General features: G+C 40.7%; 9 protein-coding genes. 2 read left to right on the top strand and 7 right to left on the bottom strand.

Annotated elements, in window-relative coordinates; genetic code table 11:
• Positions 1 to 122 precede the first annotated feature (122 nt).
• Entirely contained in the window at positions 123 to 218 is a 96-nt protein-coding gene (locus IM500_RS05650; RefSeq protein ID WP_242034497.1) for an element excision factor XisI family protein, read from the top strand.
• A gap of 158 nt (positions 219 to 376) precedes the next feature.
• On the opposite strand, the gene IM500_RS05645 is transcribed toward IM500_RS05650, so the two are convergent.
• The 7 genes from IM500_RS05645 to IM500_RS05615 form a co-directional block, all read right to left on the bottom strand.
• Positions 377 to 670 carry an HNH endonuclease gene (locus IM500_RS05645; RefSeq protein ID WP_287737935.1) on the bottom strand — a complete coding sequence of 98 codons (294 nt, stop codon included), beginning with the start codon at positions 668 to 670 and terminating at the stop codon, positions 377 to 379.
• A 174-nt stretch (positions 671 to 844) separates the two neighbouring features.
• Positions 845 to 1687 carry a BsaWI family type II restriction enzyme gene (locus tag IM500_RS05640; protein ID WP_190718565.1) on the bottom strand — a complete coding sequence of 281 codons (843 nt, stop codon included), beginning with the start codon at positions 1685 to 1687 and terminating at the stop codon, positions 845 to 847.
• Positions 1688 to 1699: 12 nt separating this feature from the next.
• Entirely contained in the window at positions 1700 to 2716 is a 1017-nt protein-coding gene (gene dcm, locus IM500_RS05635) for a DNA (cytosine-5-)-methyltransferase (protein ID WP_190718562.1), read from the bottom strand.
• 161 nt (positions 2717 to 2877) lie between these two features.
• On the bottom strand, positions 2878 to 3963 hold the full coding sequence (ald, locus tag IM500_RS05630) for an alanine dehydrogenase (RefSeq protein ID WP_287737933.1): 1086 nt from the start codon (positions 3961 to 3963) through the stop codon (positions 2878 to 2880).
• Positions 3964 to 4046: 83 nt separating this feature from the next.
• Positions 4047 to 4349 carry a DUF3181 family protein gene (locus tag IM500_RS05625; protein ID WP_002761852.1) on the bottom strand — a complete coding sequence of 101 codons (303 nt, stop codon included), beginning with the start codon at positions 4347 to 4349 and terminating at the stop codon, positions 4047 to 4049.
• Positions 4342 to 4596, bottom strand: a complete 255-nt coding sequence (locus IM500_RS05620; protein WP_159294608.1) for a hypothetical protein — start codon at positions 4594 to 4596, stop codon at positions 4342 to 4344. Before IM500_RS05620 ends, IM500_RS05625 begins: the two co-directional genes overlap by 8 nt.
• A 134-nt stretch (positions 4597 to 4730) precedes the next feature.
• The gene (locus IM500_RS05615) at positions 4731 to 6599 is read right to left on the bottom strand and encodes a cation:proton antiporter (protein ID WP_190718556.1); all 1869 of its coding nucleotides are present in this window, start codon (positions 6597 to 6599) and stop codon (positions 4731 to 4733) included.
• Here IM500_RS05615 and IM500_RS05610 point away from each other — a divergent pair.
• Positions 6590 to 6784: a hypothetical protein gene (locus IM500_RS05610; RefSeq protein WP_190718552.1), complete on the top strand. Its 195-nt coding sequence runs from the start codon at positions 6590 to 6592 to the stop codon at positions 6782 to 6784. The two genes, IM500_RS05615 and IM500_RS05610, sit on opposite strands and share 10 nt — an antisense overlap.
• Positions 6785 to 7061 lie beyond the last annotated feature (277 nt).

The raw sequence follows: 7061 nt of genomic DNA, 5'->3' as shown, positions 1-7061 counted from the left end.
CTCTACTCCAGATACAGTCAACGGTACAGCCATTTGCAAGTGAAAAATGTACCCAGTAGTCTCTTTTCAATTTTTTCTTAGAACCGACCTGCAGTAAGGGTTTTGTTAATTTTTTAGTATTTATGTATGGGGGAAGTCCAGGTATTCCCAAAGAAGATATAGTACTCGGCTTTCGTTATCCTAAAGTACGCAAATATACGGGATTTGCTGTGGCTTAGTGACCAGAAATGTTGAATCTGTACATAAAACTTTATACACAAGCTTAAATTGCAAAAGTGTTTTACACAAACTCAATCATAAACAAAGTAATTCAATTGAGAATTTAATTGACTTTATCGTACTTTTAGCCCTGAAATATATGATAGCGATGATAGTTTTAAAAATCCAAATCTGGTAAAAAGCGATCGGGAACATTTAAAGTTTTACCGCGATAGTTGATAAAATTTAGTTCTAACGTCTCACTACCTTGATCCTGAGCCTTTTTTTCGATCTCATGGCCAATAATTAATCTTAAATCCTCATCAAAACTAATTAAACCTCGATCGAAAGCAGTATCATGAGTACGAGCTAGGCACAGGCCATTATGAGGGTTTAAACGTTGTTCGGGAAATTGACTCCAGGGTAATATATGACTAGCTGTTAGTAACAGAGGAATGGGATTTCCTGTAATACAGCAACGATAGTTATATAGGGCTAAAATTGTCTTTCTAAAAAAGTTTTGTCCGATTCTAACTTTTCTGATTGCCTCGGTTTCTGTTTTGATATTTTCCGAAAAATCAAGTCTAGTAAAATCCTCCTGCTGTTCGTTGATAACTCCTAAAATAACGTGTAATTTTTCCTGACTTTACAGTTTAAAAAAGTCTCTAACAAAATCTACTAATTCTGATAAGGGACTAATAAAATCTTGGGATTTTTGTCTATTTAAATCTGTCTCTTTTTCATTATCTAATTTTTTGGCCAAAAATGCTTTATCAAAAAATTTTAACATTCCTCGTTGTTGAGGATTGTTAATTTCGTTGTAAAAATTAACTGTAACAAAACAGATAAGAGGAATTTCTGGAACATTATAGTTAATGCCGTATTTTTCCTTAATTTTAGAACCATGATCATTAGCTATTTCTAACAAAAGTTTCCATTTATAGGTTTGCGATGCTCTTTCTCGCAAAGAAGTTTTTAACGATAAAATTATACATTTAGGATAGGGTATTTCTTGATTCTTACCATCACTTATATTTGCAGAAGTATGGTAAGAATAAATGATCAAATCACAATCTGGTTTTTGTTGTTCTCCATCACCCAATTTAATAGTGGATATATTTTCAAATCCTCGAACAGCAGATTTTTTATTAGTTATATAAATATGTTGATCAATATTCTTGATCTCCTTATTTTTGAGAAAAATATAGATAACCGCATAGGGAAATATGTTTCCTACCACAGCTTTGGCAGTTTGTTTTTCATCTTTAATCAATCCCCGAAGCTTTCTTTGTTTAATAATTTTTTCTACTTCATCTTTTGAGCCTTGAATAACTTCATAGAGATAATTGAAAGCATTTTGATATATCTCTACATCTTGAATTGCTAAAATAGCGTCTATTTTCGAGATCACCGGTTGCATATAATAAGCATTCTTAATTGTCTCGATTAATTCATTTTCCTGAACATTAAAGCTATAGATATCACTCATAAATCTTTAGGACTAAAAAACTAGGGCAAGTTCTAATTGTTTGATAATTGGATTTTTGCGAGATGAATCAAGCAAATTTTTCTGATCTAAAATAGGATTATTAAGACTTAGCAATATCTCCCTTCCTATTGCCTCTACTACAGGAGGTACAACCGCATTACCAAACTGTTTATAAGCTTGATTATCAGATACAGGAATAATGAATTTTTCAGGAAATCCCATCAATCTTGCACATTCTCTTGGTGTTAGACGACGGGGATTTTTTCCCTGTTGAGGGATCAAAATTTCGGAACCATCTTTATAATATCTAGCACTCAAAGTTCTGGCAATCCCCTCTAAATTAACCAATCCATAACCGAAACCATTCCCTTTTTCTTTATGTTTATCAGCATACTTCTGTAAGTAATCCCAGAGATGATCTGTTAAAGTATATTTCCTATCAACTTCCCCTTCAAGAATATCTTTAATTTTAGGATGAATATCTGGTATTTCTGGAAACATAAATCGGCTAGGTTTCTCAAACCCAACAATAAAAATTCTTTTTCTGTTCTGGGGAACAAGAGAACGAGCATCTATGACCTGATAATAAATATGATAATTTAAATCCTCTGATAGGGTATTTTTAATCACTTCAAATGTTTTACCCTTGTCATGACTCTGTAAATTTTTGACATTTTCTAAAATGAATGCTTTCGGTCTTTTTTCTCGAATAATTCTGACAACCTCGAAAAAAAGTGTTCCTTGAGTGGGATGATCAAATCCATGGCGAGTACCTAACGCATTGTGTTTAGTTACTCCAGCTATGCTAAAAGGCTGACAGGGAAACCCAGCCGTCAATATATCATGATCTGGTATTGTTAAAGCGGGAATTAAAGTAATATCCCCTTCGGGACTATCGTTAAAATTAGCTTCGTAGGTTTTTCGAGAAAATTTATTCCACTCCGAGGAAAAAACACACTGACAACCCAGATTTTCAAAAGCTATTCTAAAGCCTCCAATGCCGGCAAATAAATCGATAAATTTGACCATTTTACCTTAATATTTTCCTAGGGATGATATTCCCTGATTATAACCAACAAGATAGCTAAAGTACAAGTGAATTAACCACCTTAATCCTGTTTTAATTGTTAAGATAGATACGACTGATTTTCCTAGCAGCCCAAAATAATTCAGTCGCACCTTTTTGACATTCAAATCAAATCGGGAAAAACTTCGCGCACTGCTGGATGAATTAACCGATGATTGGCGACATTTAACCCCTTAGCGAGGGAAACATCTTGATCCAAAGCTTTTATGCCATGGTCGGCTAATTTAATAACGTAGGGTAGGGTACTATTATTTAAAGCTTGGGTTGCCGTCCAGGGTACTGCCCCAGGCATATTAGGCACCCCATAATGTACTACTCCCGACTCCAGGTAAGTCGGTTGACTGTGGGAAGTGGCCCGCAGAGTTTCCACGCAGCCGCCTTGATCCACTGCCACATCGACAATTACAGAACCAGGGTTCATTTTGGCGACTAAAGAGCGAGAAACTAGAGTCGGCGCTCGTTTTCCTAAGACTAGCACTGCCCCAATCAATAAATCGGCCTTAGGAACCACATTTTCTAATTGTGCCGGGCTACTATAAAGCAATTCTACCCGGGAACCGAATAAAGTTTCTAAATAGGCCAAGCGCTCGACGTTAATATCTAAAATAGTTACTTTTGCCCCCATACCGATGGCAATTCTGGCCGCTTCCGTACCCACCACACCACCGCCAAGGATAACCACTTGTCCAGGACTCACCCCAGGGAAACCCCCCAGTAAAACTCCCCTACCCCCCTGTTGTTTTTCCAGATAGCGGGCCCCAAATTGTACCGAAAGACGACCAGCAATAACACTCATGGGAGTTAAGAGAGGCAAGCGACCATCGGCAAGCTCGACCGTTTCATAAGCGATCGCAGTTGTTCCCGACTCGATTAATGCTTCCGTTAAATAGCGCTCGGCCGCTAGGTGTAAATAGGTGAAAAGGAGAGCTTCCTTGTTTAAAAAGCCGTATTCTGCCTTAAGCGGCTCTTTTACCTTGACAACTAGCGGTTTATCCCAAACTTGTGCCGCTTTTTCCACAATTTTGGCCCCAGATTTTTGGTAATCTTCATCGCTGAATCCAGCACCCAATCCGGCGGCCGTTTCCACAAATACCCTATGACCGCGATCATTGAGTACACGCACACTACTGGGACTCAAACCGACGCGAAACTCTTGATCTTTAATCTCTTTGGGAACACCTATTTCCATGGTTTGCTTCTGGGGGACTATTTCTAACTACTTTAGCCTGTTAGTCCTAGTCTGCGAGTTATCAGGCATACTATTTGGAAATTTTAGCGACTTTTTTGGTATTCTTCTAGCAAATCGATTAAATCTATCTGACATTTGCTGGGTAACAAATCCGCTAGAGAAACTTGCAGATGACCACCTCCGAGGGTGACTTTTATCTCCCGCAGGATAGACATGACTGCATTCTCGCTTAAGCTGTCGTTTTCGAGCAAAGGGAAGACTTTTTCGGCAACGACGCTGTGTAAATGTGCTTCCCGGAGATAGAGATGCCATTTAGCCACGTCAATGTAGATATTGTCGCCGATTTGGGCCGCCAGATTTTCGATGTCCTGAGTTGTATTAGCCATGGGATGTTACCGAGTAGTTAGCGATCGCCGCTATATAAATCAAATGTCCCACCAATAGAATAGCCCAAATTCCCGTGAACAGATTTAACCAAGTCCAATCGGAAAATTTAATGATATGAAAAAACCACAACCCTGAATTAATCGCTAAAAAAGCCGCCACATGAACGGCGAAATTCATGCGATCATCTAAACGTCGGAAAGCGGGATCGTTTTTGCGATCGGGTTGACGGGGCCAACGAGGAGGCATAAGCAGTGATCAGTGATCAGTTATCAATTATCAGTGTACCGGTTTTTTTAGCTAAGTTAAGCTCAATCTCTGCCCATCCCTTTACTGTTGCCAAAGTGCCTATCCTAACCAAGAAGTTAATTTTGTCCTATCACTTATCTACTGGTGGCGATTTCCACTTCGGGTAAGATTTCTAAAGATAAACGGGTTTTGACAGTACCAGAAAGACGTTTAAGCAGTTGTGGGCGTAAATCGCGCAGAATATAGATTAATTCGTCTCCGGTGCGCCATTCTTCCCTTTCTGTTACTACCTGTAGGGAATTATCGCGACGCAATAGTAGGGGCAGCAGTTCGCCATTTTCAATTAATTTAGTTAATCTGGTCTGTTGTTCGCTCAAATCATTGCCTTTAAAGATAGTTTTACCCAATTTAATCTGATTATCGTCTAAATACTGATTCCATTCCTTGACCGAAAAACTAGGGAGAAAAACCTGATTAACCTTATTTTTATCTGGGTTAGGGGTTCCCGCAAAGGCAGCCAACACCCGGGGAGGATGAAATTCCTCGCTGGCTCTTTGGGCTAAAACCAGATTAACCTCGCTATTATTAGTCAAAACCAGAAAAGTCCCCATGGATTCGATGCCTGCTTCTTGCAGTATTTTTGTATCAAGTCCGCTACTCTGCAGCACCGTCAAACCGTCTTCTTCTGCTTGCTGACAGGCCCTGGCATCCGTATCGATTAAAACCACGTTTTCCCCTTGTTCTTGGAATAAACAACCGATTAAGCGACCTAGGGGATTACAACCGACGATTACTGCTCCTGTTGCCGCAGAAGAAGTGATTTTTAGCCCTTTTGCCACCCACCGCGCCGTTAATCCCTGAATAAAAACGGTCATTAAAATTGTTAAAAAGACTAAAGCTTTGATCGCTTCACCGCCATTAATACCGGCACGGGTGAGTAAAATGGCAAATAAAGAAGCTACGGAGGCAGAAACGATTCCTCTAGGGGCAACCCAAGCGATAAATAGCTTATGTCGCCAATTTAGGTCACTTTTTAGGGTACACAGAGCCACACTCAGGGGACGTACCACCAGCATCAAGACTAGCACCGTCAGGACGCTGCCCCAACCCAAAGCGATGACACTGGCGATCGAAAGATCCGCCGCTAGTAAAATAAACAGTACCGACACGCAAAGAGTCGTTAATTGACCCTTAAAACGCCTTAATAACCGCTCATCGGGAACTGCCGCCGCTTTTAGCACAATTCCCGCCATTACCACCGCCATTAACCCCGATTCACTGCGACTAAATTGCGATAAACCAAATAACCCCCAGACTCCCGCTAAAACCACGAGATTCTTTAACTCAAAAGTCAGAAAATTGCAAGTTTTTATAATAAAACTTAACAATCCCCCTCCAGCAATGCCGATCGCCGCCCCGATGCCTAAACGCAGGGTTAAACCAGTGATAATTTCCATGGGGCGGGCATGACTATCAATAATCGTATTTAGCACCACTACGGCTAAAATTGCGCCCACAGGGTCGATTAATACCCCTTCTCCTTCCAAAAGCGTCGCCACTCGCCGATCTACGGCTACTTGCTTCAGCAAAGGTCCGATCACCGTCGGACCGGTTACTACCACTAAAGAAGCGTAAAGAAAAGCGATCGGCCAGGGAAATTCCCCCAACCAGTGGGCTGCCATACCGCCGCCAATGAGAGTGATGGAAGTACCGAGGGTGACAAGGTTGCGTAAACTGCCAGAAACTCGCCCTAATTCCCGTCCGCTTAAGCTTAAACCGCCTTCAAATAGGATAATCGCCACAGAGAGAGCAACAAGGACTTCTAAGCCGATTCCCAGACTTTGGGGGTGTAAAATTTCCCAACCATCGGACCCTAAAGCAATCCCAAAAATAAGCAGGAAGACAATACTGGGAACTTTCAGGTATTCGGCGATGACTTGGGCTGTAATCCCCGCCACCACAGTGATGACAATTTGCAGGGTAAGGGCGAAAGATGGATCCATGTTTAGCGATCGGTTATCGGTTATCGAGGCGGTGTTATGGTTGGGGTTTAATCATTCTAATTATAGTTTTGATTCCCGCTCCGGCCTGGTCGGGAGGAAATAAGCATAATCCAGAAAACGGGTTTCTCAAAGAAACCCGTTTTCTATGGCAATTAAGCCTTATCACTGTCTGGCTTTGGCTTTAACTGGCGTTTAACCAAGGCACCCAGGCCTAATAACTGGACTTCCCCCATACAGAAATACTAAAAAATTAACAAAACCCTTACTGCAGGTCGCTTCTCAGAAAAAATTGAAAAGAGGCTACTGGGTACATTTTTCCCTTGAAAATGGCTGTACCGTTGACTGTATCAAGAGTAGAGCGATTCCGTAGAGTTGGCTGTATAGTGATCGCTAACCTGATTTTAACAGATAGTGTCATTAATCTCTAGAGTAAGGGATTCCCTCTGTAGCCATGTTTTTGCT

The sequence above is a fragment of the Microcystis sp. M179S2 genome, assembly GCF_020245805.1.
Classification (GTDB): Bacteria; Cyanobacteriota; Cyanobacteriia; order Cyanobacteriales; family Microcystaceae; genus Microcystis; species Microcystis aeruginosa.
This window is presented reverse-complemented; position numbering and strand designations above follow the sequence as displayed.

What these genes read in the sequence shown, in the direction of transcription:
- IM500_RS05625 (WP_002761852.1), bottom strand. Translation starts at nt 4,349, where the DNA reads ATGGCTAATACAACTCAGGACATCGAAAATCTGGCGGCCCAAATCGGC.
- IM500_RS05610 (WP_190718552.1), top strand. Translation starts at nt 6,590, where the DNA reads ATGGATCCATGTTTAGCGATCGGTTATCGGTTATCGAGGCGGTGTTAT.
- IM500_RS05615 (WP_190718556.1), bottom strand. Translation starts at nt 6,599, where the DNA reads ATGGATCCATCTTTCGCCCTTACCCTGCAAATTGTCATCACTGTGGTG.
- dcm (WP_190718562.1), bottom strand. Translation starts at nt 2,716, where the DNA reads ATGGTCAAATTTATCGATTTATTTGCCGGCATTGGAGGCTTTAGAATA.
- IM500_RS05640 (WP_190718565.1), bottom strand. Translation starts at nt 1,687, where the DNA reads ATGAGTGATATCTATAGCTTTAATGTTCAGGAAAATGAATTAATCGAG.
- IM500_RS05620 (WP_159294608.1), bottom strand. Translation starts at nt 4,596, where the DNA reads ATGCCTCCTCGTTGGCCCCGTCAACCCGATCGCAAAAACGATCCCGCT.
- ald (WP_287737933.1), bottom strand. Translation starts at nt 3,963, where the DNA reads ATGGAAATAGGTGTTCCCAAAGAGATTAAAGATCAAGAGTTTCGCGTC.
- IM500_RS05650 (WP_242034497.1), top strand. Translation starts at nt 123, where the DNA reads ATGTATGGGGGAAGTCCAGGTATTCCCAAAGAAGATATAGTACTCGGC.